Here is a 25,202-nt window from a genome sequence, read left to right on the forward strand (position 1 = left end):
CGATTTCGCCAGGGTGACCCGGGGCAAGTGGCCTCGGGTCATCCCGCAAAATTGGACAGAGCGAATGTTGAATCTTTCGGGCATTTCAAAAAGCTTCATCGGTGTGCAGGCGCTGTCGGGCATCAATCTCGACGTGCGCGCAGGCGAGATCCATGCGCTCGTCGGCGAAAATGGCGCCGGCAAATCGACCACGATCAAGATCGTGGCCGGCGTCTACAAGCCCGATGCCGGCCAGATGGAATTCGAAGGCAAGCCCGTTCAGTGGGCGAGGCCCGCCGACGCCAAGAACGCCGGCATCCATGTCATCTATCAGGAATTCGTGCTGTTTCCGCATCTGAGCGTGGCCGAGAACATCTATCTCGGCCATGAGCGCCGCAATCGTTTCGGTTTCGTCGACCACGCGCGCACGCGCCAGGACGCGTCCGACCTTTTGCGCAGGCTCGGCGTCGATATCGATCCGCAGATCCTGGTTTCGGAGCTGACGGTGGCGGACCAGCAGATGGTCGAAATCTCCAAGGCGCTGGTCCACAAGGTCAAGCTCCTGATCCTCGACGAGCCGACCGCCGTCATCTCCGGCCGGGAGGCCGATCTCCTGTTCGCCAGGCTGGCGGCTCTCAAGGCCGAGGGCGTCGCCATCCTCTATGTGTCGCACCGGCTCGAGGAGATCTTCCAGATCGCCGACCGCGTCACCGTCTTCAAGGACGGCGCGCATGTCGCGACGAAGGACATCGGCGATGTCACCCGCAACAGGCTGATCTCGATGATGGTCGGGCGCGACCTGAAGGACATCTTCCCGCCGAAGAAGCCGAAAGGCGAACCGGGCAAGATTGTGCTGAAGGCGGAAAACGTCTCGGTCGAGGGCCGTGTCAGGAATGCCGGCATAGAGGTTCGGGCCGGCGAGATCACGGCGCTGGCCGGCCTCGTCGGCGCCGGCCGGACGGAACTGGCAATGGGCATATTCGGCGGCCTGCCGATGTCGTCCGGCAGTGTGTGGATCGACGGTGAGAAGGTCGACGCGATCACGCCGGCAACGGCGATCAGCAAGGGCGTCGGCTTCGTCACCGAAGACCGCAAGGGACAGGGGCTGGCGATGTTCCTCGACGTCGCCGCCAATATCAGCGCCGCCAACCTTTCGGCGGTGACCCGCAATGGTTTGATCGACCGGCGGCTGGAAAACGAGATCGCCCGCAAGGAAATCGACAATTACCGGGTCGTCTGCCGCGGTCCGGCGACCAGCGTGGCGACGATGTCGGGTGGTAACCAGCAGAAGGTGATCGTGGCGCGCTGGGCGCGCACCAGCCGCAAGGTGCTGATCCTGGACGAGCCGACCCGCGGCGTCGATGTCGGCGCCAAGACCGAGATCTACCGCATCATGCGCGGCCTCGCCGGCGAAGGCATCGCCATCCTGATGATCAGTTCCGAACTGCCCGAAGTGGTCGGCATGTCGGACCGCGTCGTCGTCATGCGCGAGGGCGCGATCAGCGGCGAGTTGACCGGAGCCAATATCAGCGAGGAAGCCATCATGAGCCTTGCGACCCAGCATCCGACCGGCAAGGCGCCAGCGGCGGAGGTCCTTGCCCAATGACCGCGCTGGCTCCCATCAGACTGTCGTCAAGGCTGCGCGCGAACCAGGGCGTCCTGGTCGTCGCCATGCTTTTGGTCATGCTGCTGATCTTCGGCGCCTTCATTTCAGACCGGTTCCGGACCACGTCGAACATCCTCAACATCTTCGAACAGTCGACCGGCCTGGCCCTGGTCAGCCTCGGCCAGACCTTGGCGATCCTGACCGGCGGCATCGATCTTTCCGTCGGCTCAATGATCAGCCTGCTGTCGACGCTGACCTCCGGCCTGATCGCCGGCAAGGTGTCGATGGTGCTGCCGGTGGCCATCGGCATTCTTCTGCTTGGCCTGCTGATCGGCATCTGCAACGGCCTGCTCATCATCTGGCTGCGCGTCCATCCGCTGATCGTCACGCTGGGCATGAGCGCGGTGCTGCAAGGCATCGTCCTGCTCTATTCGCTGGGGCCGGCGGGCTCGGTGCCGCCGGGCTTCAACTTCCTCGCCTATGGCAAGGTGCTCGGCCTGCCGCTTGGGGCCGTCTTTATCCTGGTCCTGTTCCTGCTGGTGGCGCTGTTCCTGCGCTATGCCAGGCTCGGCCGCTACATCTATGCCGTCGGCGACGACGAGGTCGGCGCGCGGCTGATGGGCCTGCCCCGGGCGCGGGTGATGCTGACCGTCTACGGATTTTCCGGCTTCTGCTGCGGGCTGACTGCCATCTATCTGACCAGCCGGTTCAGCGTCGGCCAGCCCTATACCGGGCTCAACTACACACTCGCCTCGATCACGCCGGTGGTCGTCGGCGGCACACTGCTCAGCGGCGGCAAGGGTGGCGTCTTCGGCACGCTGCTCGGCGTCTATCTGATCTCGCTCCTGAACAACGTCCTCAATTTCATGGACGTGTCGACGCACTACCAGCTCATCGCCCAGGGCCTGATCGTGATCGCTGCGGTGTCGGTCTATGTCGAGAAGAAGAAGAGGGTCTGATGGTCGATGTCTCTCAAGCAAGCGGCGCGGAGGGTCCGGCGATTTCGATGAAAAGCCGGCTGTCTTCCTATGCGTTGCCGATCTTCCTGATCGCCCTGATCGCCGTCTCGGGCATCGTCTCGCCGGCCTTTCTATCGACCAGCAACATCTCCAACATGCTGCTGCAGGTCGCTCCGCTCGGCATCGTCGTCATCGGCCAGGCCTTCGTCATCATCCTGCGCGGCCTCGACCTTTCGGTATCGTCGGTGATGGCCACCGCCGCAGTGATCGCGACCGGGTTCTCCGGCCAGAACTCCGACGTGCTTTCGATCCTGTTGATCGCCGTCGGCATCGGCATCGCCACCGGCCTCGTCAATGGCTGGCTGGTGACCAAGCGCAGCGTTTCGCCCTTCCTCGCCACGCTGGCGACGATGATCGTGCTGCAGGGTTTTCGGTTTGCCTATACGCAAGGCGCGCCATCGGGCAACGTGCCGCCGCTGTTTCGCCTGATCGGCTCGGCGACCTGGCATGGCGTGCCCTACAACATGATGCTGCTTGTCGTGCTGGCGGTCGTCTTCGGCGTCGTGCTGGCCAAGTCGCGCTTCGGCCGCGAGGTCTATATCACCGGCGGCAACCCGACGACGGCGCGGCTGCTCGGCATCAACGCCGACCGCGTCACCATCATCGGCTATGTCATTTCCGGTGCGCTGGCGGCAATCGCCGGCCTGGTGCTGAGCGGCTATGTCGGGATCGTCGACAATTGGGTGGGCCGCGGCTTCGAACTGGATTCGATCGTGGCTGCGGTGATGGGCGGTATATCGCTGTCGGGCGGCCAGGGCGGCATCCTCGGCGGCCTGTTCGGCGCCGCCATCCTGGTCGTCGTCTTCAACGCCGTGCTGCTGTTCGGGCTGCCGGTGCAGTTGCAGATCATCATCAAGGGCTTGGTCATCGTTTTGGCCGCCGCCTTCTACGTGCGGCGACGCATCTAGCATCCGCACGCGCAATCGTCGGCCGGCTCGCACACATCGTTCAGGAGGAAACAAAAAATGGGCAGACTTCAGGACAAGGTCGCCATCGTCACCGGCGGCGCCCGTGGCATCGGCGGTGCTACGGTTCGCCGTTTCGTCGAGGAAGGCGCCAAGGTGGCGATCATCGACGTGCTCGAGGCTGACGGCGAGGCGCTGGCGAAGAAGCTTTCCGATGGGGGCGCCGAGGCGATCTTCCTGAAGGTGGACATCACCAAGGAGCAAGAGGTGCAGGCAGCGGTCGACACGGTCGTCAAGAAATGGGGCCGGCTCGACATCCTCGTCAACAATGCGGCGATCACCGGCGCCAACAAATTCGCGCATGAGGTGACGGTCGAGGAGTGGGACAAGGTCTTCGACGTCAATGTCAAAGGCACGTTCCTGTGCACCAAATATGCGGTGCGGCCGATGATGGAGCAGAAGTCCGGCGCCATCGTGAACTTCTCGTCGATCTACGGCCTCATCGGCAATGACGACATCCCGCCCTACCACGCCACCAAGGGCGCGACGCTGATGATGAGCAAGACGGACGCAATCTGCTACGCGCCCTACGGCATCCGCGTCAACGCGGTGCATCCCGGCTCGACCATGACCGAGATATTCATGAAGTGCGCCGACACCTATCCCAAGGGCAAACAGGCCTATCTCGACATGATGAAGGAGAAGCATCCGCTGCGCCTCGGCGAGCCGGTGGATGTGGCGAATTGCGTGCTGTTCCTCGCGTCGGAGGAAGCGCGTTTCGTCACCGGCGCCAGCCTCGTCGTCGATGGCGGCTACACGACACAGTGATTGCATTTCCGGAGACCACAGCATGAAAGCCGTCCGATTCCACGCAGCCAGGGACATCAGGGTCGAGGACGTCGCCGAGCCGACAGCCAGGCTCGGCGCGCATGACGTGCTGATCAAGCCGGTCATCACCGGAATCTGCGGCACCGACCTGCACGAATATATCGCCGGGCCGATCGTCACGCCTGTTACCCCGCATGTCTATAGCGGCGCGACCAACCCGCAGATCCTCGGCCACGAATTCAGCGCCGTCGTCGTCGACATCGGCTCCGGGGTGACCAATGTGAAGGCCGGCGACCGCGTGTCGGTCCAGCCGCTGATCTCGCCGCGCGACGACTATTTCGGCCGGCGCGGGCTCTATCACCTCAGCCCGCAAATGGCCTGTGTCGGCCTGAGCTGGAAATGGGGCGGCATGAGCGAACTCGCCATCGTCAACGACTACAACGTCGTGCCGGTGCCGGCCGGCGTCAGCGACATCCAGGCGGCGATGATCGAGCCGGCCGCCGTCGCCATCTATGGGACCGACCGCGGCGGCGTGCAGTCTGGCTCGACCGTGCTGGTCTCCGGCGCCGGACCGATCGGCGCGCTGACGCTGCTGGCGGCCAAGGCGGCGGGCGCTGCGCAGATCTTCGTCAGCGAGCCGAACCCCAACCGCCTGGCCAAGGCCAGGGAGCTGGTGCCCGGCTGCATCGCCATCGACCCGACCAAGGACAATCTCGACGAGATCATCGCCGACTTGACCGAGGAAGGCGTCGGCGTCGACGTCGCGCTTGAATGCGTGGGACTGGAAGCAAGCCTCAACGCCTGCGCCCGGGCGGTGCGCCGCCAGGGCAAGGTGGTGCAGACCGGCCTGCACATGAAGCCAGCCAGCATCGATGCGATGCTGTGGGCGCTGAAGGACATCACGGTTGAGGCGACCTGGTGTTACCCGGTGCAGGTGTGGCCGCGCGTCATCCGCATGGTCGAGGCCGGCATCCTGCCGCTGGAGAAGGTGGTGACCGCGAAGATCTCGGCCGACGACGTGGTGGAGAAAGGTTTTGAAGCCCTGCTCGACAAGGCCGGCAAGCATTTGAAAATCCTGGTGAGCGTCTAGGCGGGCGATCGCCCCGCTGCCGTGACCCAAAAGCAATGACTGGAGGAAATATCGAAATGGCAAGCAACGCATTCGCGAACTATTCGCTCGAGGGAAAAACGGCAATCGTGACCGGTGCGGCCGGCGGCATTGGCAGCGCGATCACCGAGCGGCTGGGCAGCCTCGGCGCGACGGTCGTGCTTGCCGACGTTACCGACCGCGTCATCGACGCCGCCAGGGAATGGTCGGACAAAGGCTTCAAGACCAAGGGCATCAAGGTCGACGTCACCAACAGCGCCGATGTCGAGAAAGCCGCGGCTCGCCTCAACGAGGAGTTCGGTGCGATCGACATACTGGTCGCCAATGCCGGCATCTCCTACGAAAGCACGACCGCCGATCATTCCGACGAGGACTGGCGGCGCTGCATGTCGATCAACCTCGACGGCATCTTTTTTTGCGTGCGCTCCTTCGGCAAGCGCATGGTCGAGCGCAAGCGCGGCAGCGTCGTGTGCATTTCCTCGATCGCCGGCATCAAGGCGGTGCGGCCGGAACTGCATGCCGGCTATGACGTCTCCAAGGCCGGCGTCGCCCATCTCTGCCGTGTCGTCGGCGTCGAATGGGCGCCCTACAATGTCCGCGTCAATGCGGTCGGGCCGGGCTACACCGAAACCGAAATGCTGAAGAAGGTCGGCGCCGCGCAGCCCGACGTGATGGCGACCTGGATCAACGACACGCCGATGAAGCGGCTGCTGCAGCCGGCCGAAATCGCGGCGTCCGTCGCCTTCCTGGCTTCGGACGCGGCAAGCGGCATCACCGGCCATGTGCTGATGACCGATGCCGGCTACTCGGCTTCATAAGACCGGCAAGGCATTCCGCAGGAACAGCATCAGAAATCGGAACCGAGAATGACTGCAGCGCAGGACACGCCCGTGAGGGTAGCAATGGTCGGCCTCGGCTGGTGGGGCCGCAAGATGGTGGCGGTCCTGGAGGGCGCCGGGGCGCATCTCGACGTGGTCTGCGCCGTGGAACCCGTGCCCGGCGCCGAGGAATTCTGCGCCGAGCATGGCCTGAAGCTGATCGGGAATTATACCGACGCCCTGGGGAACCCCGACATCGAGGCCGTCATCCTGGCGACGCCGCATTCGCTGCACGAACAGCAGATCGAGGAGGCGGTGGCGGCGGGCAAGCATGTCTTTTGCGAAAAACCGCTGGCGATGACCAAGGCCGGTGCGGAAAAGGCGGTGGCGCTGTGCAGGGAGGCGGGGCTCGTTCTCGGCATGGGGCATGAGCGGCGCTTCGAGCCACCGATCGCCGGCATGCTGGCGGCGGCCGCCGATGGCCGCCTCGGCCGCATCCTGCAGGTCGAGGCGAATTTCAGCCACGACAAATTTCTCGGCCTCGATCCGTCGAACTGGCGGCTGAACGCCAGCCAGGCGCCGGCGGCGGGCATGACCGCGACCGGCATCCATCTGACCGACCTGTCGGCGAAGCTGCTCGGGCCGGCGCGCGATGTCCGCGTCGCCTGCGAGAACCTCGCATCGCAGATCCCGCAAGGCGACACGCTGAGCGCGCATATCCGCTTCCATGGCGGCGGCACGGCCTATGTCTCGGCGACGCTGGCCACGCCCTTCGTCTCGCGCTTTGCTGTGTTCGGCACCAAGGGCTGGATCGAGGTTCGCGACAAGGCGCATGTCGAGGCGCCGGCGGGCTGGGTGGTCACCAGCGCCGCGACCGGCACGCCCATCGAAGTGGAAGAGGTCGGCCCGGCCGAACCGGTACGCGACAATCTGGTGGCTTTCGCCGCGGCGGTACGCGGCCGCCAGGCCTATCCGATCACCGGCGAGGACATGATCAACAACATCGCCATCCTCGAAAGCATCATCAAGTCGGCGGCGACCGGAATGGTCGAAACGGTCGGCTGAACGAGACGGAGATATCGAAATGCGAGCGCTGGTCTTTGAAACCCCCGACAAGCCCGTGATCGTCGACAGGCCGATGCCCGGCGTCGGCGATGGCGAGGTCCTGATCAAGACCAGGACCGTCGGCATCTGTCATTCGGATTACGAGCTCCTGGCCGGACGCTATATCATCCCGATCTCCTATCCGGTGACGCCCGGCCACGAATGGTGCGGCGAGATCATCGAGGTCGGCCGCGGGGTCAAGGGCTGGAGCGTCGGCGACCGGGTCGTCGGCGAATGCGTGGTGCGCACGCCGGAGCGGCTGCACCATTTCGGCTTCTCGATGGATGGCGCCGACCGTGAGTATTTCTCGGTCAATCCGGACTGGTTGCACAAATTGCCCGAAGGCATCGACGACAAGCGCGCCTCGCTGATCGAGCCGTTCACCTGCGGCTTCTACGCGGTACTGCGCTCGGGCGGCACTAATGCCAGCGAGACCGTGGTGATTTCGGGCGGCGGCACGATCGGCCTGGTCTCGGCGGCCGCTGCGATCGGCATGGGCGCGCGCGTCATCGTCGTCGACCCGATCGCCCGCCGCCGCGAAGTGGCGCTGCGACTGGGGGCGACTGAGGCCGTCGATCCGGCACAGGACGCCGTAGCGCAGGTCATGGAACTGACGGGCGGCAAGGGCGCCGATCTTGTGGTGGAGGCGTCCGGCCACGACGCCTCGCTTGCCAACACTTTCGAATTCGCCCGCGAGGACGGCAGAGTGTCGATGGTCGGCATCAATATCGGCCGCAAGATTCCGGTCGAGCTCGGCAAGATCCAGATCAAGAACCTGACGGTGAAGGGCTGCATCGGTTCGCCGGGCGTGTGGCCAGCGGCGATCCGCTTCCTGGAGCGGACCGGCATCGACCTGACGCCGATCCAGACCCACACATTCGGTCTCGACGAGGCGGTTGCCGCTTTCGAGCTCGGCAAGGATGCCAGCCAGTGCATCAAGGTCACGCTGACGGCCTGAACCAAGGGGAGAAAATCATGTCCAAGCAATTGACCGTCGTCGCGCATCTCGTCGCCCGGCCGCACAAGATCGAAGAGACGAAGAAATTCCTGCTGTCGCTGATCGACGCGACGCGGGCGGAGCCTGGCTGCATCGACTACGACCTGCACCAGGACGACGACAGGCCGGCCGAGTTCACCTTCTATGAGAACTGGAAGAACCGGGCGGAATGGGACAAGCACATGGAAACGCCGAGCCTGCACGAGTTCGCGCGCCGCGCCGGCGAGCTGTTCGCGGTGCCACCGCAGATCCGGCTGATGACGATGATCAGCAAATAGATGACGATGATCGGCGAATAGATTCTGGGAGGCGCCGTCATGGCAAAGCTTGATGGAAAGATAGCGCTGATCAGCGGTGCGGCGCAGGGCATCGGCCGCGCGGTCGCCGAGCTGTTCGCCGAGGAAGGCGCCATTGTTTATGCCGGCGACGTCAAGCCGGTGAAGCCGGCCAACGGCATCGAGGCGCTGACGCTGGACGTTTCCAGGCCGGACGATTGGGAAAAGGCGGTCGAGACGATCCTCGCCCGGCACGGCAAGCTCGACATTCTGGTCAACAATGCCGGCATCGTGCGCGCCTATGAGCAACTCATGGAGACCGATCTCGACGCCTGGAACGCGGTCGTTGCCGTCAACCTCACCGGCAGTTTTCTCGGCATCAAGGCGGTGCTGCCAGCCATGCGCAAGGCCGGCAAAGGTTCGATCGTCAACTTCTCGTCGATCTGGGGCAGCGTCGGGGTCGCGGGCGCTGCCGCCTACAACGCCGCCAAGGGCGGCGTGCGCAACATGACAAAGAATGCCGCTGTGACCTACGCGCCCGAAAACATCCGGGTCAATTCGGTGCATCCCGGACTTATCCGCACGCCGCTGGTCGAAGCCCAGCCGGACGATATGAACGCCGGCATCATCGCGCAGACGCCGATGGGCCGGATGGGAACGCCGCGCGAAGTGGCGAATGGCTGCCTGTTCCTGGCGAGCGACGATTCATCGTTCATCACCGGCAGCGAGTTGGTGATCGACGGCGGTTACCTGGCGCAGTGAGGCGCTGCGTTCAGTAGCGGAGGATTAAGATGAACGTGACCAATGCAAGGATCGAACCGACCATCGAACATGGCGGTACATGCCGCACCTATTTCATGGTGCCGAAGGAAGCTATGCGCGCCGAGACCGAAGGCTCCTATCTCGAATATGTCTCGGAGTTCGAGATCGCGGCCGGTTCGCATCTGGAGCCGCACCGGCACAACACGCATGAATTCTACTATGTGCTGAAGGGCCGCGCGCTGATGCAGATCGGCGCCGAAAAACGCGAGGTCGCGCCCGGCGACCTGATCCACATTCCACCTAATGCCGTGCACACGATCGCGCCCGTCGGCGACGAGCCGCTGCGCGCCCTGGCCTTCGCCGCGAGTTTCCTGCCGCCGGGCGGCGCCGGCAGCGAAGCCGAAAAGGCCGAGCTGCCCGGCTGACAGGCGCCCCCCGTTCTCTACTTGCAAATTCCTCCCAGGACCTGGCTCCGCTACGCAAGTAGCGGGCCTTTTTTTCTGGGCCTGACCCGAGGTTCATATTGAGAATCATTGCGCATGCCTCGCCCGTTCGGCTTTGGCATGATCCGGTATGCGAGCGGCGCAGGGAGGAAGATTTGGAATGAGCAGTGCTCTGTTTTCGCCGATCTCGCTCAGAGCGCTGACCTTGCCGAACCGCATCGTCGTGTCGCCGATGTGCCAGTATAATTCGGTCGAGGGCTCGGCCACCGACTGGCACATATTGCAGCTTGGCCAGTTCTCGATGGGCGGCTCCGGCGGGCTGGTGATGACCGAGTCCACCCATGTCAGCATGACTGGCCGGATCACGCTGAAATGCGCGACCCTGTGCACCGACGACAATGAGCGGGCTCTGCAGCGGATCATCGATTTCTGCCGGCAGTATGGCGTTGCCAAGCATGGCATCCAGCTTGGCCATGCCGGCCGCAAGGGATCGACCCTGCCGCCGGCGCTCGGCGGCAAGCCGCTGAGCGAAGAGCAAGGCGCCTGGCAGACGGTGGCGCCTTCGGCGCTCGCCTATGACCAGGGCTGGCATGTGCCGCGGGCGATGATGCTGGACGACATCGCGGAGCTCAAGGCGGACTACGTCGCCGCGGTCGGCCGTGCCGAACGCATCGGCTACGACCTGATCGAACTGCATGCCGGCCACGGCTACCTCATGCACCAGTTCCTGTCGCCGCTGTCCAACGTGCGCACCGACGCCTATGGCGGCAGCCTCGAAAACCGCATGCGGCTGGTGCTGGAGACCTTCGCGGCAGCGCGGGCGGCATGGCCGCAGGACAAGCCGATGGGCGTGCGCGTTTCCGCCACCGACTGGGTGGATGGCGGCTGGACGATCACCGATACGATCGTGCTGGCCAGGGAATTGAAGGCGCTCGGCTGCGACTATATCGACGCCTCGAGCGCAGCGCTTGATCCGCGCCAGAAGATACCGCTGTCCCCCGGCTATCAGGTGCCTTTCGCCGAAGCGGTGCGGCGTGAAGCTCATATTCCGACGATGGCGATCGGGCTGATCACCGGTGTGCGGCAGGCCGAGGAGATCATCGCCAGCGGCAAGGCCGACTTCATCTGCATGGCGCGCGGCGCCATGTGGGATCCGCGCTGGGCCTGGCATGCGGCAGAGGAGCTGGGCGCCGAGGCGCCCTATGCGCCGCGCGCCATGCCGGCTCATCCCAACGCGCGGCCCTCCGTGTTCCCGAACCGGCAGAAGCCGGCCGCCTGAGCTCCACGCCGTTAGCCGGCTTTCTGAGAGGCGTAGAGGTCCTTGTAGGTCTCGCGCAGAACATTCTTCTGCACCTTGCCCATCGTGTTGCGCGGCAGTTCGTCGACGAAGATCACCTGCTTCGGGTGCTTGTATTTGGCGATCCGCCCGGCGATGGCGCCGACGATATCGGCAGCAGCGATGGTCGACGCCGGCGCCCGCACCACGACCGCGGTGACGCCTTCGCCGAAATCCGGATGGGCAACGCCGATGACGGCGCTTTCGCTGACGCCGGCAAGCGCGTCGATCTCGCTCTCGACCTCTTTCGGATAGATGTTGTAGCCGCCGGAGATGATCAGGTCTTTTCCCCGCCCGACGATGTGGACATAGCCGTCGGCGTCGATCAGGCCGAGATCGCCGGTGATGAAGAAACCGTCGTCGCGGAACTCGGCTTTGGTCTTTTCCGGCATCCGCCAATAGCCGGAAAAGACGTTGGGGCCCTTCACCTCGATCATGCCGACCTCGCCCTGGGCAAGGGTGCCGCCACCGTCTGGATCGGCGATACGCAGTGCCACGCCAGGCAAGGGAAAGCCGACCGTGCCGGCGCGGCGTTCGCCCTCATAGGGGTTCGACGTGTTCATGTTGGTCTCGGTCATGCCGTAGCGCTCGAGGATCGAATGGCCGGTGCGCTCGCGCCAGGCCTTGTGCGTCTCGGCAAGCAGCGGCGCCGATCCGGATACGAACAGGCGGATGTTCTTTGCCGCCTGGCCATTCAAGCCGTCCTGCTGCAACAGGCGCACATAGAAGGTCGGCACGCCCATCAGCGCCGTGGCGCGGGGCAGCAGGGAAACAATGCGGGCCGGATCGAATTTGGTTTCGAACAGCATCGAGGCGCCGGCCATCAGGATGACATTGGTGGCGACGAACAGGCCATGCGTGTGGAAGATGGGCAGCGCGTGGATCAGCACGTCGTCGGAGGTGAAGCGCCAGTGCTCGACCAGCACCCGTGCGTTGGAGGCAAGGTTTTCATGGCTGAGCATGGCGCCTTTCGAGCGGCCGGTCGTGCCCGACGTGTAGAGGATCGCCGCCAGATCGTCCGGTCCGCGCGCCACATCATGGAAATCCTCGGACTGCCGCGAGGCCTGGTCAATCAGCGAGCCTTCACCGTTGCGGCCGAGCGTCACGGTCGTAGCGCCCGATGCCTGCGCCAACGGTTCGAGGTCGGTCGCGCTGCGGGGATCGCAGACGACCAGGCGCGGTTCGGCATCGCCGAAGAAATAGCCGAGCTCGGTCAGCGTATAGGCGGTGTTGAGCGGCAGGAAGACGGCACCGGCGCGCAGGCAAGCGAGATAGAGCAGAACCGCCTCAGAGCTCTTCTCGACCTGGACGGCGACGCGATTGCCCGGCTCGACGCCCAGTTGCAGCAGCGCATGCGCCAGTTGCGCCGACCGCGCCAGCATGTCGCCATAGGTCAGCGAGCGCCCGTCATCCGTCTCCATCAGGAGTCGCCCGGGGGCGGGCATCGCCGCGCGAAACGCGTCGAACAAATGATTGCTCATGTATTCCTCCAGAGCATGATGCCGAAAAGTGTGAAGCGGTTTTCGGAAAACATCATGCTCTATCACTTTGATTTAGAGCCGGATTCAGATTTTAGGTCGATTTGACCTGAAATCATCCGGCTCTAGGGTTGGGCGGATCGGCCAGGCGGCAAAAGCTGCGGCGTCGCCGACCTCGCCACGGTCTTCGGCAGCAGGCGGCGCACGGTGGGCGCGGCCGCCACATCGTTCTTGGCGGCAAACAGCTCGTGATTCTTCTCGATGTCGTCGAGCCTGTAGCTGTAGTTGACCATCAGGCCATGCGCCTGCCGCAAGGCGCGCGGCGACAGATCGCCGAGGAAGTTGATGCGCTCCAGCCGCGCGCCATTGCCGAGATGGAACCGCGCGACCGGATCGATCACCTTGCCGGAGGTGGTGCGGGCTTCGAGGAAGTACTGCGCCGCCAGAGGGAGCAAGTGCTGGCCCGCGCGCTCGCGCAGCGCAGGGTCCGCGTGCCAACTTTCGTTGGCGACGAGGTTCAGCGCCTCGGCGGCGGATGGATCGGTCTGTTCGGCCAGCCAGCGGGCAAAACCCGGCACCGGCGACAGCGTGACGAAATCGGTCAGTCCTGGAAGATCGCGGCGCAGATCCTCGACCACCTGCTTGATCAGGAAATTGCCGAAGGAGATGCCGCGCAGGCCCTCCTGGCAGTTGGAGATGGAATAGAACACCGCCGTCGTCGCCAGCCGCGGCTGCACCGGTGGCCGTTCGTCGGCAAGCAACTCGGCGATGGTCAAGGGCATGGCGCGGGTAAGCGCGACTTCGACGAAAATCAGCGGTTCGTCGCCGAGCTGCGGGTGGAAGAACGCATAGCAGAGCCGGTCGTCGGGCTCGATGCGGCGGCGCAGATCGTCCCAGGTGTGGATGGCATGCACCGCCTCGTAGCGGATGATCTTTTCCAGGATGTTGGCCGGCGTCGACCAGTCGATCCGTCGCAGCACCAGGAAGCCGCGATTGAACCATGACGACAGAAGATGCGTGAAGTCGGCATCGACGATGGCAAGGTCGGGCGATGTTGTCAGCCGGGCGAGCAGATCCTCGCGCATGCGCACCAGCGTCTCGATGCCGCCGGGCGAAAGGTTCAGGCGGCGCAGCAGCTCCTGCCTGGCCGGCTCGGCGGCGTCGTGCAAAGCGAGCGCCGTGCGATCGTCGGGCGCGTCGCGATAGGCATCCACCGCATCGGCAAGCCTGCCATGGTCGGTGCCGAAACGATCGCGCAGCACGTGCAGGAAGGCCAGCCTGCCGTCGGCATCGAGGGCGCGCCAGCGCTCGAGTATTTCGCGGGCATAGGCGACGCCCGAGGCCTCGCCCTGGCTGGAAAGCAGACGCGTGCACAGACGCGCCAGGCTGTCGGCCGAGACCGGCTCGTCGCCGCGAACGAGGTTCAGCATCATCCGGCCGCGATCGGCGATGGTGTTCAGGAGATCGGCGAAGAAGGGGCTGCGGTCCATCAATCCTGACCACTGAATTGGAGCCGCGCAGGCAGGCTCGGGAACACGCGAAGTGTCCCCGGAAAATATCGATATAACTTTGACGTGGCAATAAAAATCGCTAAAAATGACCCGAAGGTTTTCTCGCGGAAGGATGAATTTTCATGGACGTCGCAGGGCAATTCACGCTGGCCGGCAAGGTCGCCTTCATCACCGGTGGCGGAGGCGGGCTCGGCGTCGCGGTCGCCGAAGCCTACCTCGCCTCCGGCGCCTCGGTTGTCATTTCCGATGTCGACGCCGACAAGGTCGACGCCGCAGTGAAGGGGCTGGAGGCCATGGGCACGGTGATCGGGGCGCCCTGCGACGTCACCGATGCGGCAAGCGTTGCCGACGCAGTCGCCAAGGCCGAGGCGGCGCTCGGCAAGATCGACATTTTGATGACGGCGGCCGGCTTTGCCAGGCGCACCGCCGCGGTCGATCTGGAGCCTGAGGAATTCGATCGCATCTTGGCGATCAACGTCAAAGGCACGTTCCTGCCGGCACAGGCAGTGGCGCGCGGCATGATCGCGCGCGGCCAGGGCGGCAAGATCATCACCATCGGCTCGGTGCGCGGCCTTGTCGGTCATCCGCTCGGCTATGTCAGCTACGGCACCAGCAAGGGCGCCGTGCATCTTTTGACGCGTCAACTGGCGACGGAATGGGCGCAGCATCGCATCAACGTCAATTGCATCGCACCGTCGGTCATCAAGACACCTCTTGCCGATTTCATCCTCAAGACACCGGAAGTGCGCGATCTCTTCATGTCGCGCATCCCGTTCAACCGCCCCGCCGAGCCGGAGGAATTTGTCGGCGCCGCGATCTTCCTGGCGGCCAGGGCTTCCGACTTCGTCACCGGCCATATCCTGTTCGTCGATGGCGGCAGCACCGCAGGCTAAAAGCATCGCACCCAAGGTCGCCGCTACAGCCGCCGGCGCGCCTTGCCCGAGGCCGCCTTGGGGTCCTCGCTCTGGCTGAAGCGCTCCATGCACAATGCCGTCGTCAGGCGGTAATGGTCGAGCAAGGCCTGGACCGCGCCGTCGGCATTACCGTCGAGGGCACGTTCGGCGATCAGGCGATGCTCGCCGAGTTCGTCGCGCTGGACGCCGGCGCCGCCGCGCGCCATCTGGCGATAGCGATAGGCCTGGTCGGCAAGCTGGTCGCAGAACCCCACCAGCCAGCGCGACCTGCAGGCCGAAATCAGCGCGCGGTGGAAGGCGCGATGCAGCTTCTCCCAATCTGGATTGGTTGGGGCGGGATTGGTCGCATCTGAGCTGATCGCCAGGGGATCCTCAGGCAAACGGCGCGGCGTGCGCGACAGGCGGTGCAGCGCCAGTACGAGCTGTTCCTCCCACTCATGCGTGCGGTTGGCGATGGCTTCGCGCAGCGCCCGCTCTTCCAGCCAGCAGCGGGTGCGCGTCAGTTCCTCCAGTTCGGCCGCGCTGAGCGGCATGATGAAGAAGCCGCGCTGGTCGTGGCGGCCGAGCAGGCCTTCCGAGGCAAGCCGGTTAAGCGCTTCGCGAACGGGCGAAGCGCCAGCGCCGTATCTAGAAACCACCCATTCGACGCGCAGCTTGCTTTCGGTTTCAAGCACGCCGTGCAGCAAGTCGTCGCGAAGCTGATGATAGACGGTGCTGGCAAGCGTGCTTTTGGGCAACGCGCCCTCGTCATTCAGATCGGCCGTTGCGTACGTCAATGCGGCTCCTGTTGCCTGCGTAGTGTTGCCCGTATCCGCCATGGTCGGCTCCTCGCCTATCCTACAATGTCGGGCTTGCGGCCCTCAAGGGCAAGATCGTGCTCCTCAAAGGCGAACGACCGCGCCGTCCTGGCTCGCCGAGGTGACGATGGCCTCGAACAGCTTGATGTTGTCGAGAAGCTGGGCAGGGGTGAAGCGATAAGGCTTCTCGCCAGCGAGGGCAGCAGCCCAGGCCTCGAAATTCGCGGTGACCGTGTCGGCCGGATGATGGACCGTCACCTGACGCGGCTCTCTTGTGCCGGTGCAGACGGTGACGATGGTCGGCTTGCCTTGGTCGACATTGCCTTCGCTGACAACCTCGATCCAGCCCTTGTCGCCGAACACCGTGACGCGTCCGTAATAGGGCGTGCAGGACAGGAGGCTGATCGTTCCGCGCGCGCCGGATTTGAAGGTCAGCGACGCGGTCACGAAATCGGTGGCGGGCGGCTCGAAGATCAGGCTCGACGTCTGCGCGCGGACTTCGGCGGCAGCGCCGAAGAAGGCGACGCAGAGATCGGTCCGGTGAATGCCCGTCGCCGTCATCATGCCGGCCGGCGCGTGCCTCGGGTCCAGCCGCCAGTTCGAACGGTCGATGTCGCGGAACAGATCATGGCTGATATTGGCCTCGAACAGCAGCGGCTTGCCCAGCGTGCCGTCGTCGAGCAGTTTCTGGACCTGCTCGAAGCAGGCCTCGTAGCGGCGCTCATGGCCGATGCCGAGGATCTTGCCGGCTTTGCGGCAGGCCTCGATGACACGGGCAGCACCTGCAGCGGTCATAGTGAGCGGCTTTTCGCAGAACAATTCCTTGCCGGCGGCAATCACCGCCAGGCATTGCCCCTCGTGCAACTGGTGCGGCGTGGCGAGGATGACGCCTTCGACGGCATCGTCGGCAAGCACCGTTGCCAGATCGGCGGCATGGCCGACGCCATGCTGGCCAAGGAAATCGAGCGCACCTTCCGGCGGCGCCGGATCGACACCGTAGAGCACCTGGAAATGCGCACTCTTGTCGAGGCAAGAGATGATCTGCTTGCCCCACCAGCCAAGGCCCGCGACCGCGACACGCATCCCTGTCCTCCGTTGTTCGATCGACTTCCGGGTTTTCGTCAGCCCTGGCGCTTCTGAAAGCCGGTGATCGTCACGCTGCCCCAGACGTCGGCCTTGTTGTAGGGATCGGCACCGTTGAACGCCTCGACTGCGCCGCGCCCTTCGGCGTCGACGATCAACAGGCTGCCCTTCATCGTGGCGCCGTCGTCTTCCACCAGCGGTCCGGACATAATGAGGGTGACGCCATAGGTTGCAGCCGTCGTCAGATGCGCCTTGTGCGCATCCTGGCTGGCCAGCCGGCGTTGGAGGCTTCTACCCTCTGGGCCATTGTCTCCGTCAAGGGCATGGATGGCGAAAAGCATGGGCATTTTTCTCCTGTGTGGGCCTGAATCGGTCTGGCGTCCCGACCATAGGGAAATACGCCGCGCTTTGCAATAAAATCGATAATATATTGACATCAGCAAAATTAGCGATTTTAACAGAGGAGATCACAGGAGGGATTTCATGCGTTTTGCGGTTTGCATCGAGGATGGCGAGCGGCGGCTGGGCGTCGTGCGCGGGACCGACATCGCCGTGCTCGGCTCGTCGAGCCCCGACCTGCTCGAGCTCATCAACTGGGGTAAGGACGGGCTCGCCGCGATAGCCCAACAGGTTGAGGTCCTGCCGCCCGCCGCCTGGCAGAAGCTGGCGACGACGCCTTTGGCGCTGCCTTTTGAGCCGTCAGGCAAGATCGTCTGCCTTGGCCTGAACTACCGCGCGCATGCGCAGGAAGGCGGCTACGCGGTGCCGGACTATCCGGCGATCTTCCTGCGCACGGCAACATCGCTGCTGCCGGCGGGCGAGGCGATCATCGCGCCGCACGTCTCGGAAAAACTCGATTTCGAGGCCGAGCTGATGGTGATCGTCGGGCGGGCCGGACGCTACATCCCGAAGGCCGATGCGTTGGGTCATGTCTTCGGCTACACATGCTTCAATGATGCCTCGATCCGCGATTATCAACGCAAGACGCATCAATGGACGCCCGGCAAGAATTTCGACAGGACGGGTGCGGTCGGTCCGGTCATCGTGACAGCGGACGAGCTTCCCGCCGGCGCTTCCGGCCTCAGCATCGCCTGCCGGCTGAACGGCGAGACGGTGCAGAATGCGAGCACCGCCGATATGATGGTTTCGGTTGCCATGGCGGTCTCGATCATTTCCGAGTTCATGACGCTTGAACCCGGCGATATGATCGCGATGGGCACGCCGCAAGGCGTCGGCTATGCGCGCACGCCGCCGCTCTGGATGGGCCCCGGCGATGTGGTCGAGGTCGAGATCGAAGGCATCGGCATCCTGCGCAACAGCATCGCGGCCGAAGAACCGCGTTCCACCGCCAAGTGACAAGCGGGTAAGGGAAATGACAGGCCGGCACGGGAGGAGACGGCACCATGCGCGACATCACCGCCGACAACATCACCGAGGCCGTGCAGCAGGCCTGGAACAACGCGCCCGACCCGCGCTTGCGTCACCTGCTGGATCGGCTCACCCACCATGTCCATGCCTTCGTCCGCGAGGTCGGCCTGAGGCATGAGGAATGGCTGGCGACGGTCGATTTCCTGTGGCGGGCGGGCCAGATCAGCGACGACAAGCGCAATGAATTCGCGCTTTTGTCCGACGTCATGGGCGTGACCTCGCTGGTCGATCTCTTGAACGCAACGCCGGGCGCCACGATCGGCAGCGTGCTTGGCCCCTTCTATTCGGACGACAGCCCGACGGTTCCCTTCGGCGCCGATCTGGTCAAGGACAATGAAGGCACGACCTTGCTGGTTACCGGCGTTGTGCGGGACACGGCCGGAAAGCCCATCCCCGGGGCGATCGTCGACATGTGGCAGACCGATGCGAAAGGCGAATATGCCACGCAGGACGCAGCGCAGGACGACGACAATTTGCGCTGCAAGCAAGAATGTGATGCCGAGGGCCGCTATGCCTTCACCACCGTCGAGCCGGCGCCCTATACGATCCCGATGGACGGTCCGGTCGGCGCCGTTGTGGCGGCGGCGGGCCGATCGCCGTGGCGGCCGTCGCATTTCCACTTCATCGTCAAGGCTGAGTGCCACAAGCCGATCGTCACCGAAATCTTCTTCACCCATGACAAGTTCGTCGACAATGACGCCGTCTTCGGCGTGCGCGAACCATTGGTGAGAAAGCTGGACGCCATGCGCGCCAGCGACGCCGGCCCTCCCGGCCTCGAACGGCGGCCGGACAAGCGGCTCGATTTCGATTTCACGCTGGTGCCGCTGCAGGGCAATGCCTGATGGCGCAAGAGCCGCGCACCCTGATCCGCAACGCCATCGTGCTGTCGATGGACGACAGGGTCGGCGATTTCCTCGACGGCGACGTGCTGGTCGTCGGCAACCGGATCGCCGCCGTCGGGCAGAACTTGCAGGCGGATCAGGCCGAGGTGATCGACGGGCGCGGGCGCATCGTCATTCCCGGTATCGTCAACGCCCATATGCATACGTGGCAGACCGGGCTGCGCGGCCTCACCTCCAACATGACGCTGCTCGAATATTTCCGCTGGGTGCACCGCGGCTTGGCGACAGCCTTCCGGCCCGAGGACATCTACATCGCCACGCTCGCCGGTGCGATCGGCCAGATCAATGCCGGGGCGACCACGCTCGGCGACTGGTGTCACAACAATCCGACATCGGACCATACGGATGCGGCGGTCGAGGCGCTGTTCGAGAGCGGCATCCGCTCGGTCTTCCTGCACGGATCGCCGAAGCCCGATCCGAAACCCGGCCAGCCGCATTTTTCCGAAGTGCCGCATCCGCGCCACGAGATCGAGCGCCTGCTGCGCGGCCGCTTTGCCGGCCGCGACCAGCTGGTGACGCTCGGCCTGGCTATCCTCGGGCCGCATTACTCGACGATGGATGTCGCCCGCGCCGATTTCCGGCTGGCGCGTGAGTTCGGCATGGTCGCCTCGATGCATCAGGGCGGCGGCGAGGCCAGGACGCCGGGCGGCTGGGAGACGCTGGAGTCCGAGGGACTGGTCGGACCCGGCATCAACATCGTGCATGGCAACAATCTGAGCGATGAGCAGATCAGGCGCTTCGTCGACGCCGGCGTCTCCTTCACGGTGACGCCGGAGAACGAGATGACGCAAGGCCACGGCTTTCCCATCACCGGCCGGGTGCTGGCGGCAGGCGGGCAGCCGTCCTTCGGCGTCGACATCGAATCGCTGGTTTCCACCGACATGTTCACGGTGGCGCGCATGGCGCTGGCCTGCCAACGCGCGCTGGACAATGAGCTGTCGCGCCGGACCACCGGTGCGATCCCCGAAGCCTGCACGGTCAGGACAAGGGATGCGTTGCGCTGGATCACCCTGGAAGGCGCAAGGATGCTCGGGCTGGACGACCGGATCGGCTCGCTGACGCCGGGCAAGCAGGCCGACATCACCATTTTGCGCGCCACGGACTGGAACATGTGGCCGGTTCACGATCCCTATTCGACCGTCATCATGCAGTCCAATGTCGGCAATGTGGAAACCGTGATGATCGCAGGCCAATTCAGGAAGCGCGACGGAAAGCTGCTGTGGAACGATACAGAGCGGGTGAAACGCGACCTCGAAGCCTCGGGCAGGCGTATCGTGTCGCAGCTCGGTATCCCGACGCAGATGAATGGCTGAGGCGCAGCGGCCGCCGGCTGCCCCTCTAGCCGATGGCCGCCTTGTCCGCCGCCGTCCTGATCGCTTCGATGTTCGTCCGATAGGCTTCGACGCCGTCGCCCTTGAAGATAGCCGCACCGGCGACCAGCACGCTGGCGCCGGCGGCGGTGACCAGGGGCGCTGTTTCAGGCGAGATGCCGCCGTCGATCTCGATGCGGATCGGCCGGTTGCCGATCAACGCCTTCACCCGCTTCACCTTGTCGACGATGGCCGGAATGAAAGCCTGACCGCCGAAGCCCGGATTGACGGTCATGATCAGGATCAAATCGAGCCGGTCGAGCACATATTCGACAGCACTTTCCGGCGTCGCCGGATTGAGCGACACGCCGGCCTTCTTGCCGAGATTCCTGATCGTCTGCAGAGAACGGTCGAGGTGCGGCCCGGCTTCGGCATGCACCGTCATGCCGTCGCAGCCGGCGTCGGCGAAGGCGGCCAGATAGGGATCGGCCGGCGCGATCATCAGATGGCAGTCGAAAAACGCCTTGGTGCGGTTGCGGATCGCCTTGATCACCGGCGGGCCGAAGGTGATGTTGGGCACGAAATGCCCGTCCATGACGTCGAGATGGATCCAGTCGGCTCCGGCCGCCGCCACCGCCTCGACCTCGTCGCCGAGCCTGGAGAAATCCGACGCCAGCACCGATGGCGCTATCAGGGTCTTTCTGCTCATAATGCGGCCTTTCCAGGCGCCCCCGCTTGCGGGCGCTTCGTCTGGATCGACTTGCTAGACCATGATCTGGAAAAGGGGAAGCCGGTTTGTCCCCGCCGCGATGACTTCAAATGTCGACAACCAGCCCCGCCGGATCGCTCCGGCGGGGTACGGATCGTCAGTTCAATATGCGCGCCGGATCCTGCTTCAGGGGAATCCGTTGCTTCTGCCTCGGCACAAGCTGCTGCAGGATGTTCGGGTTCAGGAGATTCGGATCGATCTCCACGCCCGGCCTCCTGCGAACCGGGGTGCAGTCCGGATAGCGTCCGACTGTCCCGACCGGGCAGCGCCGCTTGATGATCGGCTGGCATATGCCGTTGATCACCTGGCTGCCGGGCGCGCATTCCACCTGAACCCGGCGGCATGCGCCTCTGATCACCTCGGTGCCCCTCGGGCAGACGCAGGCGCCGCGCTTGTTGTGGACCTGGCCGCGGATGGTGCACTGTTCCACTTCGGGCTTCTTGCGGATCGGCACACAAGCCCTGCCTCGCAGCTCCGTCCCGCGCGGGCAGATGCAGTCGCCGCTCTGGGTGCGGATCTGGCCGCGCAGCAGCTTGCACTGTTCCTCGACGGGTGGTTTCTTGCGGATCGGCCGGCATGTGTCGCCTCTCAGCTCCGTTCCTCTGGGGCAGATGCAATCGCCGTCCTGGGTCCGGATCTGGCCAGGCAGCAACTTGCACTGCCGGACGGGCGGCTGGTCGGTCGACACGCATCTGCCGTTGTCCAACTCGGTTCCGCGCGGGCAGATGCAACGCCCGTCCTCGGTGCGGATCTGTCCCTTGAGCAGCACGCAGCGCTGCGGGTCCTTCGGCTTCGGTATGATGACCGTGCCGCCACCCGACGAGCACTGGCCGTTGCGGAATCTCGTGCCTTGCGGACAGACGCACCGGCCGGCGTCGTTCATGACGAAGCCCGCCGAGCATTCCTTCTCCACCTCATTGCTGACGGTGAAGGGATGGCAGGCGTAGGCCTTGCCGCGATCGCCCTGCACATTGGCCTGATTGCCGGACAGTGCATCGCCGCCGCCTAGCACGCGCGTGTCGGGAGAGAGCACGCCGACGCAGTTCTGGCCATTGACCGTGCCTTGCAGATTGGCCAGGCGGCCGTCGTCGGGAAGCACCACGGTCACGTTGTGAACGTGGCTTTCCCCGGCGCCAAGCGTCAGGTTGGCGATGCAGGACGCGGGCAAGGTCGCCGGTTCCGGCGAGCAGCCAAAGGGCGGTTCGATCGAGGTGATCGCGACGCCTTCCAGCCGGCCGAGGCCTTCGATGCCGATCGCATCGCCGATGCGGACCGGACCGGAGAATGGGTTCGCCCCTTCGTTGGTGATGGTGATCTCGAACGTGCAGGGCTGGCCGGGCCGGCACTCGGCGTCGCCGGTCTTCTCGACACGGATGGTCGAGGCGCCGCCGCCCTTGGCGCAGGCCCGGCCGATTGGATAGACGATGTCGTCGCCTGGCGCCGGGCCGTAGGAGCCGCGCGCACAGTTCTCGAACTCGCCATTGCCGACAACCGTCACGTCGAAGTGGCGGCTGGTTCCGGGCGTCATGACGGCGCCGGGAATCTGGCACGATAGCGTGTTGGCTGGAACCGGTCCGCACGCCCATTCCGCGCCGTCGGGGGCGACGGTCTGGATCTGGACGGGTGCGCCGCCGGCCACCAGCGTCGCGGCATCGTTGACCCGCACCGGACCGGTGGGGGCGACAGTGCCGACGCTGGTGACGGTTATACGGCAGGAAACCGCCACGGCACCCGCCAGCGCGCCATTGCACACCTTGGTGATGCGAAGCGCCGGCTGACCGCCATTGGGACGACGGATGCGTTCCTTGGCGCAGGCCCTGTTGTTGGTGAGGTCGTTCTCACCGGGAATGGCCTTGACCTCGGCGCAGTTCTCGACCGTGTCCGGCCGGTAGCCGGCCGGCAGCACCGCCTTGACGAAGATCGGCGTCGAGGCGCCCGGCATCAGCACGATGCCGGCATTGTCGCAGCGGAACTGGCCGGGGCCGTTGGGTCCGCAGGTCCAGGGCGGGGCCGGGCCGAAGGTCGAGGACGCCGGCGCGCCGCCGGGATAGGTGTCGATGACCGTCAGCGGCCCGTTATGGGGGACGCTGCCATTGTTGATGACGTCGATCACGAAGGTGCAGACCCCATCGGCCGAGCAGAATTCGGTGCGGGCGCGCTTCTTCAGGATGAGATCGACCTTCTTCTCCACCGGCGGGCGGCAGTCGCGGTCGCCGCGCCGGCAGATCGGGATCGAGGCGCAGCCGCGATCGTTCTGCTGGCTGCCGAACAGCGGCTTGCCGCTCGCCCCATAATTGTAGCTGGCGCAGTTGCGCAACGCCCCGCCTTGCCAGCCGCCGGCCGGCTTGAAGCCGAGCTTGAGGTCGACGGAGGCGCCCGGATTGAGCGTGGTCACCGGACGGGTGCAAATCATCGGAGTTACGCCGGGCACGCAGACCCAGGGCGGATTGGGCCCTGAATCCAGCGTCGAGCCGGCCGGCAGCGTCACCTCGTCGAGGACGATCTTGCCGTTATAGGGGCCGTCGCCGACATTGATGACCCGGATGGTGAAGTCGCAGCCGCCGGCCATCGTGCAACGCGTCACATCGGCGCGTTTTTCGACCTTGAGATCGGGCTCCTTGTCCTTCGGGCACCTGAGGTCACGCGGGATGACGATGTCGATCGTCTGCGTGCAGCACAGGCCCCAACCTTCCTTCGGACCGGCATAGGTTTCGATGCCGGTGACGATCAAGTGGATGACGTCTCCAGGCGAGGCGCCGACGATCTTCCAGTCGAGCACGCCGCCGCCGGCCGGCACCTTTTGCGTGTTGGGAATGATGGTGATGCCGGGCGTCGTCGTCGAAACCTGCACCCACTTGCCGCCCATCTCCTGGCCGACCGGCATGTGGTAGATGAAAGCGCCGCCACCGGGCACGCAATCGACCGTGCCGCGTTCGACCTTGAAGCATTCCTTGCCGGGAGGTGGCGGCGGCGGGTCGCACTTGGTGACGTCGATCCTGATCGAGGTCTTTTCGCCGGTCAGGAAATTGCCGTCGTCCGGCTTGCCCGGATCCTGCGACGGGATGGTGGTCCCGCTGCCCGGTCCGACGGTCACTTTGATCATGCCCTGGTTGTCGACCACGGCCGGCGCAGGGAACACCGCATGGTCGATCCTGGCGGTGATCTGGAAGGTGATGACACGTTCGTTCGCGGCGCCGATACCATCGAGATCGCTGGCGGAGATCCGGAAATCGGAAACTTCAGCCGTATCGTCGGGATTGGCCGAGCTGCTGATCGTGGCGGCGGGCAACGCTCCGCCGACGGCGTCGGTGCCGTCGCCGGAGACATTCACGTTGACGATCTTCAAGCCATGCGGAAGCTGGTCCTTGAAGTCGAGCTTCGCCTTTTTCAGCGCGGCCGCAAATGCCGGATTGGCAAAAGCTTGCGCATTGCCGCGCAGACCGAAACTCAGCGTATAGAATACATAATCGCAGCTTCTCTGGCCGCCCTTCTTGGTGAAGAAGGGCACGATCCGCCCGCGTTCTGGATTGACGACACGCGGATTGTCGAGTTCGAGCTTCGGTTCCGGGCCGGCAATCACGATCGAATCGGGATCGATCGGCTGCGGCTTGTCGATGTCGGCCTGGGCAGTGCTGACTGGTGCAATCTCGGCCGGCGCAAGGTCCTCGGCGAAGCCGGGCGCCGGGGTGAGCATGGCGACCGCGATACCGGCCGCCATCAGCCAGCGCGCGCCGCGCCTGGCATATGACAGGGGTTTCATGATCGTCTCCATGACGGCTTTTTGAGTGTTCGTCGCGAGTGGGGACAGGGCAAGAATGTTCATCTTCCCC

At 64.7% G+C, this 25,202-nt stretch carries 23 protein-coding genes; 16 read left to right on the top strand and 7 right to left on the bottom strand.

Features of this window, described 5'->3' with window-relative positions; genetic code table 11:
* Positions 1 to 64: 64 nt before the first annotated feature.
* The 12 genes from AC0L2H_RS06390 (at position 65) to AC0L2H_RS06445 (ending at position 11,123) form a co-directional block, all read left to right on the top strand.
* Positions 65 to 1,585: a sugar ABC transporter ATP-binding protein gene (locus AC0L2H_RS06390; RefSeq protein ID WP_473589405.1), complete on the top strand. Its 1,521-nt coding sequence runs from the start codon at positions 65 to 67 to the stop codon at positions 1,583 to 1,585.
* Entirely contained in the window at positions 1,582 to 2,544 is a 963-nt protein-coding gene (locus AC0L2H_RS06395; protein WP_473589406.1) for an ABC transporter permease, read from the top strand. Before AC0L2H_RS06390 ends, AC0L2H_RS06395 begins: the two co-directional genes overlap by 4 nt.
* On the top strand, positions 2,544 to 3,512 hold the full coding sequence (locus AC0L2H_RS06400; RefSeq protein ID WP_473589407.1) for an ABC transporter permease: 969 nt from the start codon (positions 2,544 to 2,546) through the stop codon (positions 3,510 to 3,512). Before AC0L2H_RS06395 ends, AC0L2H_RS06400 begins: the two co-directional genes overlap by 1 nt.
* Positions 3,513 to 3,569: 57 nt before the next feature.
* Positions 3,570 to 4,337 carry an SDR family NAD(P)-dependent oxidoreductase gene (locus tag AC0L2H_RS06405; protein WP_473589408.1) on the top strand — a complete coding sequence of 256 codons (768 nt, stop codon included), beginning with the start codon at positions 3,570 to 3,572 and terminating at the stop codon, positions 4,335 to 4,337.
* 22 nt (positions 4,338 to 4,359) lie between these two features.
* On the top strand, positions 4,360 to 5,427 hold the full coding sequence (locus tag AC0L2H_RS06410) for a 2,3-butanediol dehydrogenase (RefSeq protein WP_473589409.1): 1,068 nt from the start codon (positions 4,360 to 4,362) through the stop codon (positions 5,425 to 5,427).
* 56 nt (positions 5,428 to 5,483) lie between these two features.
* A complete protein-coding gene (locus AC0L2H_RS06415; RefSeq protein ID WP_473589410.1) occupies positions 5,484 to 6,263 on the top strand; it encodes an SDR family NAD(P)-dependent oxidoreductase in 780 nt (259 codons plus the stop codon).
* 48 nt (positions 6,264 to 6,311) lie between these two features.
* Positions 6,312 to 7,328, top strand: a complete 1,017-nt coding sequence (locus AC0L2H_RS06420; protein ID WP_473589411.1) for a Gfo/Idh/MocA family protein — start codon at positions 6,312 to 6,314, stop codon at positions 7,326 to 7,328.
* A gap of 19 nt (positions 7,329 to 7,347) precedes the next feature.
* Positions 7,348 to 8,325: a zinc-dependent alcohol dehydrogenase gene (locus AC0L2H_RS06425; RefSeq protein ID WP_473589412.1), complete on the top strand. Its 978-nt coding sequence runs from the start codon at positions 7,348 to 7,350 to the stop codon at positions 8,323 to 8,325.
* A 17-nt stretch (positions 8,326 to 8,342) separates the two neighbouring features.
* Entirely contained in the window at positions 8,343 to 8,642 is a 300-nt protein-coding gene (locus tag AC0L2H_RS06430; protein WP_473589413.1) for a putative quinol monooxygenase, read from the top strand.
* Positions 8,643 to 8,681: 39 nt separating this feature from the next.
* On the top strand, positions 8,682 to 9,401 hold the full coding sequence (locus AC0L2H_RS06435) for an SDR family NAD(P)-dependent oxidoreductase (RefSeq protein WP_473589414.1): 720 nt from the start codon (positions 8,682 to 8,684) through the stop codon (positions 9,399 to 9,401).
* 29 nt (positions 9,402 to 9,430) lie between these two features.
* A complete protein-coding gene (locus tag AC0L2H_RS06440) occupies positions 9,431 to 9,826 on the top strand; it encodes a cupin domain-containing protein (protein WP_473589415.1) in 396 nt (131 codons plus the stop codon).
* Between the two features lie 178 nt (positions 9,827 to 10,004).
* Positions 10,005 to 11,123 carry an NADH:flavin oxidoreductase/NADH oxidase gene (locus AC0L2H_RS06445; protein ID WP_473589416.1) on the top strand — a complete coding sequence of 373 codons (1,119 nt, stop codon included), beginning with the start codon at positions 10,005 to 10,007 and terminating at the stop codon, positions 11,121 to 11,123.
* Between the two features lie 11 nt (positions 11,124 to 11,134).
* Here AC0L2H_RS06445 and AC0L2H_RS06450 read toward each other — a convergent pair whose 3' ends face one another.
* Positions 11,135 to 12,661: a malonate--CoA ligase gene (locus AC0L2H_RS06450; RefSeq protein ID WP_473589417.1), complete on the bottom strand. Its 1,527-nt coding sequence runs from the start codon at positions 12,659 to 12,661 to the stop codon at positions 11,135 to 11,137.
* A 122-nt stretch (positions 12,662 to 12,783) separates the two neighbouring features.
* Positions 12,784 to 14,148, bottom strand: a complete 1,365-nt coding sequence (locus tag AC0L2H_RS06455) for a malonyl-CoA decarboxylase (RefSeq protein ID WP_473589418.1) — start codon at positions 14,146 to 14,148, stop codon at positions 12,784 to 12,786.
* Positions 14,149 to 14,291: 143 nt separating this feature from the next.
* Here AC0L2H_RS06455 and AC0L2H_RS06460 point away from each other — a divergent pair, with 143 nt between their 5' ends.
* Positions 14,292 to 15,062 carry an SDR family NAD(P)-dependent oxidoreductase gene (locus tag AC0L2H_RS06460; protein ID WP_473589419.1) on the top strand — a complete coding sequence of 257 codons (771 nt, stop codon included), beginning with the start codon at positions 14,292 to 14,294 and terminating at the stop codon, positions 15,060 to 15,062.
* 23 nt (positions 15,063 to 15,085) lie between these two features.
* Here AC0L2H_RS06460 and AC0L2H_RS06465 read toward each other — a convergent pair whose 3' ends face one another.
* The 3 genes from AC0L2H_RS06465 to AC0L2H_RS06475 all read right to left on the bottom strand — a co-directional run bounded on the left by AC0L2H_RS06465 (position 15,086) and on the right by AC0L2H_RS06475 (position 17,304).
* Positions 15,086 to 15,859, bottom strand: a complete 774-nt coding sequence (locus AC0L2H_RS06465) for a GntR family transcriptional regulator (protein WP_473589420.1) — start codon at positions 15,857 to 15,859, stop codon at positions 15,086 to 15,088.
* 105 nt (positions 15,860 to 15,964) lie between these two features.
* Entirely contained in the window at positions 15,965 to 16,963 is a 999-nt protein-coding gene (locus tag AC0L2H_RS06470) for a Gfo/Idh/MocA family protein (RefSeq protein WP_473589421.1), read from the bottom strand.
* Positions 16,964 to 17,001: 38 nt separating this feature from the next.
* Positions 17,002 to 17,304, bottom strand: a complete 303-nt coding sequence (locus AC0L2H_RS06475; RefSeq protein ID WP_473589422.1) for a YciI family protein — start codon at positions 17,302 to 17,304, stop codon at positions 17,002 to 17,004.
* Between the two features lie 142 nt (positions 17,305 to 17,446).
* Here AC0L2H_RS06475 and AC0L2H_RS06480 point away from each other — a divergent pair, with 142 nt between their 5' ends.
* The 3 genes from AC0L2H_RS06480 to AC0L2H_RS06490 are packed head-to-tail and all read left to right on the top strand — an operon-like array spanning position 17,447 to position 20,606.
* Positions 17,447 to 18,319 (top strand): fumarylacetoacetate hydrolase family protein, encoded by an 873-nt coding sequence (locus tag AC0L2H_RS06480; RefSeq protein WP_473589423.1) that lies wholly within the window; start codon positions 17,447 to 17,449, stop codon positions 18,317 to 18,319.
* Between the two features lie 47 nt (positions 18,320 to 18,366).
* A complete protein-coding gene (locus AC0L2H_RS06485) occupies positions 18,367 to 19,233 on the top strand; it encodes a dioxygenase family protein (protein ID WP_473589424.1) in 867 nt (288 codons plus the stop codon).
* Positions 19,233 to 20,606 (top strand): amidohydrolase family protein, encoded by a 1,374-nt coding sequence (locus AC0L2H_RS06490; protein WP_473589425.1) that lies wholly within the window; start codon positions 19,233 to 19,235, stop codon positions 20,604 to 20,606. Before AC0L2H_RS06485 ends, AC0L2H_RS06490 begins: the two co-directional genes overlap by 1 nt.
* A gap of 25 nt (positions 20,607 to 20,631) precedes the next feature.
* Here AC0L2H_RS06490 and rpe read toward each other — a convergent pair whose 3' ends face one another.
* Both rpe and AC0L2H_RS06500 read right to left on the bottom strand, forming a co-directional pair.
* Positions 20,632 to 21,312, bottom strand: a complete 681-nt coding sequence (gene rpe / locus AC0L2H_RS06495) for a ribulose-phosphate 3-epimerase (RefSeq protein WP_473589426.1) — start codon at positions 21,310 to 21,312, stop codon at positions 20,632 to 20,634.
* 157 nt (positions 21,313 to 21,469) lie between these two features.
* Positions 21,470 to 25,195, bottom strand: coding sequence for a DUF7929 domain-containing protein (locus AC0L2H_RS06500; protein WP_473589427.1), 3,726 nt, complete (start codon positions 25,193 to 25,195; stop codon positions 21,470 to 21,472).
* Positions 25,196 to 25,202: the final 7 nt, after the last annotated feature.

Source organism: Mesorhizobium sp. WSM4871 (assembly GCF_055811295.1).

Bases quoted from the DNA above. Each gene is read 5' to 3' on its own strand.
- AC0L2H_RS06390 (WP_473589405.1), top strand. From the start codon at position 65: ATGTTGAATCTTTCGGGCATTTCAAAAAGCTTCATCGGTGTGCAGGCG.
- AC0L2H_RS06395 (WP_473589406.1), top strand. From the start codon at position 1,582: ATGACCGCGCTGGCTCCCATCAGACTGTCGTCAAGGCTGCGCGCGAAC.
- AC0L2H_RS06400 (WP_473589407.1), top strand. From the start codon at position 2,544: ATGGTCGATGTCTCTCAAGCAAGCGGCGCGGAGGGTCCGGCGATTTCG.
- AC0L2H_RS06405 (WP_473589408.1), top strand. From the start codon at position 3,570: ATGGGCAGACTTCAGGACAAGGTCGCCATCGTCACCGGCGGCGCCCGT.
- AC0L2H_RS06410 (WP_473589409.1), top strand. From the start codon at position 4,360: ATGAAAGCCGTCCGATTCCACGCAGCCAGGGACATCAGGGTCGAGGAC.
- AC0L2H_RS06415 (WP_473589410.1), top strand. From the start codon at position 5,484: ATGGCAAGCAACGCATTCGCGAACTATTCGCTCGAGGGAAAAACGGCA.
- AC0L2H_RS06420 (WP_473589411.1), top strand. From the start codon at position 6,312: ATGACTGCAGCGCAGGACACGCCCGTGAGGGTAGCAATGGTCGGCCTC.
- AC0L2H_RS06425 (WP_473589412.1), top strand. From the start codon at position 7,348: ATGCGAGCGCTGGTCTTTGAAACCCCCGACAAGCCCGTGATCGTCGAC.
- AC0L2H_RS06430 (WP_473589413.1), top strand. From the start codon at position 8,343: ATGTCCAAGCAATTGACCGTCGTCGCGCATCTCGTCGCCCGGCCGCAC.
- AC0L2H_RS06435 (WP_473589414.1), top strand. From the start codon at position 8,682: ATGGCAAAGCTTGATGGAAAGATAGCGCTGATCAGCGGTGCGGCGCAG.
- AC0L2H_RS06440 (WP_473589415.1), top strand. From the start codon at position 9,431: ATGAACGTGACCAATGCAAGGATCGAACCGACCATCGAACATGGCGGT.
- AC0L2H_RS06445 (WP_473589416.1), top strand. From the start codon at position 10,005: ATGAGCAGTGCTCTGTTTTCGCCGATCTCGCTCAGAGCGCTGACCTTG.
- AC0L2H_RS06450 (WP_473589417.1), bottom strand. From the start codon at position 12,661: ATGAGCAATCATTTGTTCGACGCGTTTCGCGCGGCGATGCCCGCCCCC.
- AC0L2H_RS06455 (WP_473589418.1), bottom strand. From the start codon at position 14,148: ATGGACCGCAGCCCCTTCTTCGCCGATCTCCTGAACACCATCGCCGAT.
- AC0L2H_RS06460 (WP_473589419.1), top strand. From the start codon at position 14,292: ATGGACGTCGCAGGGCAATTCACGCTGGCCGGCAAGGTCGCCTTCATC.
- AC0L2H_RS06470 (WP_473589421.1), bottom strand. From the start codon at position 16,963: ATGCGTGTCGCGGTCGCGGGCCTTGGCTGGTGGGGCAAGCAGATCATC.
- AC0L2H_RS06475 (WP_473589422.1), bottom strand. From the start codon at position 17,304: ATGCTTTTCGCCATCCATGCCCTTGACGGAGACAATGGCCCAGAGGGT.
- AC0L2H_RS06480 (WP_473589423.1), top strand. From the start codon at position 17,447: ATGCGTTTTGCGGTTTGCATCGAGGATGGCGAGCGGCGGCTGGGCGTC.
- AC0L2H_RS06485 (WP_473589424.1), top strand. From the start codon at position 18,367: ATGCGCGACATCACCGCCGACAACATCACCGAGGCCGTGCAGCAGGCC.
- AC0L2H_RS06490 (WP_473589425.1), top strand. From the start codon at position 19,233: ATGGCGCAAGAGCCGCGCACCCTGATCCGCAACGCCATCGTGCTGTCG.
- rpe (WP_473589426.1), bottom strand. From the start codon at position 21,312: ATGAGCAGAAAGACCCTGATAGCGCCATCGGTGCTGGCGTCGGATTTC.
- AC0L2H_RS06500 (WP_473589427.1), bottom strand. From the start codon at position 25,195: ATGAACATTCTTGCCCTGTCCCCACTCGCGACGAACACTCAAAAAGCC.